The 714-nt window shown below is 63.6% G+C and carries 1 protein-coding gene and 1 pseudogene; both read left to right on the top strand.

Annotated elements, in window-relative coordinates; genetic code table 11:
* The coding region (locus EN964_RS36280) for an RNA polymerase sigma factor (RefSeq protein WP_164776561.1) at positions 1-338 on the top strand (338 nt) is incomplete at its 5' end.
* 2 nt (positions 339-340) lie between these two features.
* A pseudogene (locus tag EN964_RS36275) lies at positions 341-714 on the top strand (VWA domain-containing protein); the annotation flags it as partial.

The following is a 714-nucleotide window of genomic DNA, read 5'->3' as shown; positions in this document are numbered from 1 at the left end:
CTTTCACCACATGGCTCTATTCCGTGACCCTGAACGCCGCGCGCGACATGATGCGAAAGTCCGCCCGCGAGACCGTGAAGACCGAGGCCTATGGCGTCCATGCACTGATCTCAGGCGAGGCGTCGGTCGAACCGGAGGATCCGGCCGAAGCGCTGTGGACCGCGGTGCGGCAACTGCCGGACAAGCAGCGCGACGCCGTGCTTTTGGTCTATGGCGAAGGATTGAGCCACGCGGCCGCCGCCGAGGCGATGGCGATCTCGGAGACGACGGTTTCCTGGCACATCCATGAAGCGAAGAAACGGCTGAAGACGCTGATGCGCGCGGCCGGGGAAGTGTGACCATGGTCGACGACAACGAACTCAACAGACTGCGCGATATCGCAGCACCGGCGCCCGCCAAGGATGCCAAGGCACGTGCCTTCGAGGCCGCCCTGCGCGCCTATGATCAGGAAAATATTTCTGCTGTCACCCAAGGATCGATTGGCGGGCTTCGTCTCACAGAGCGAGCACAAAAGCTCTGGAGCGAGATCATGCAAAAGAAACTCATTGCCACGCCGGCCCTTGCCGGGCTCGTCGCCCTGCCGATCGCCGGATACGCCACCTTCCATTTGCTGAGGGAACAGCCGCCCAAATTCGGCGGCGACGAGAAGATCACCGAGACGCTGGCCGACAAGCCGGCGACGGTGAAGCCGACGACCGCCGAGCCCGAGCCGGC

Source organism: Mesorhizobium sp. M7A.F.Ca.CA.001.10.2.1 (genome assembly GCF_003998575.1).
GTDB lineage: Bacteria > Pseudomonadota > Alphaproteobacteria > Rhizobiales > Rhizobiaceae > Mesorhizobium.
Note: the sequence above shows the minus strand (reverse complement) of the source record. Positions and strands in the feature narration are given on the sequence as shown.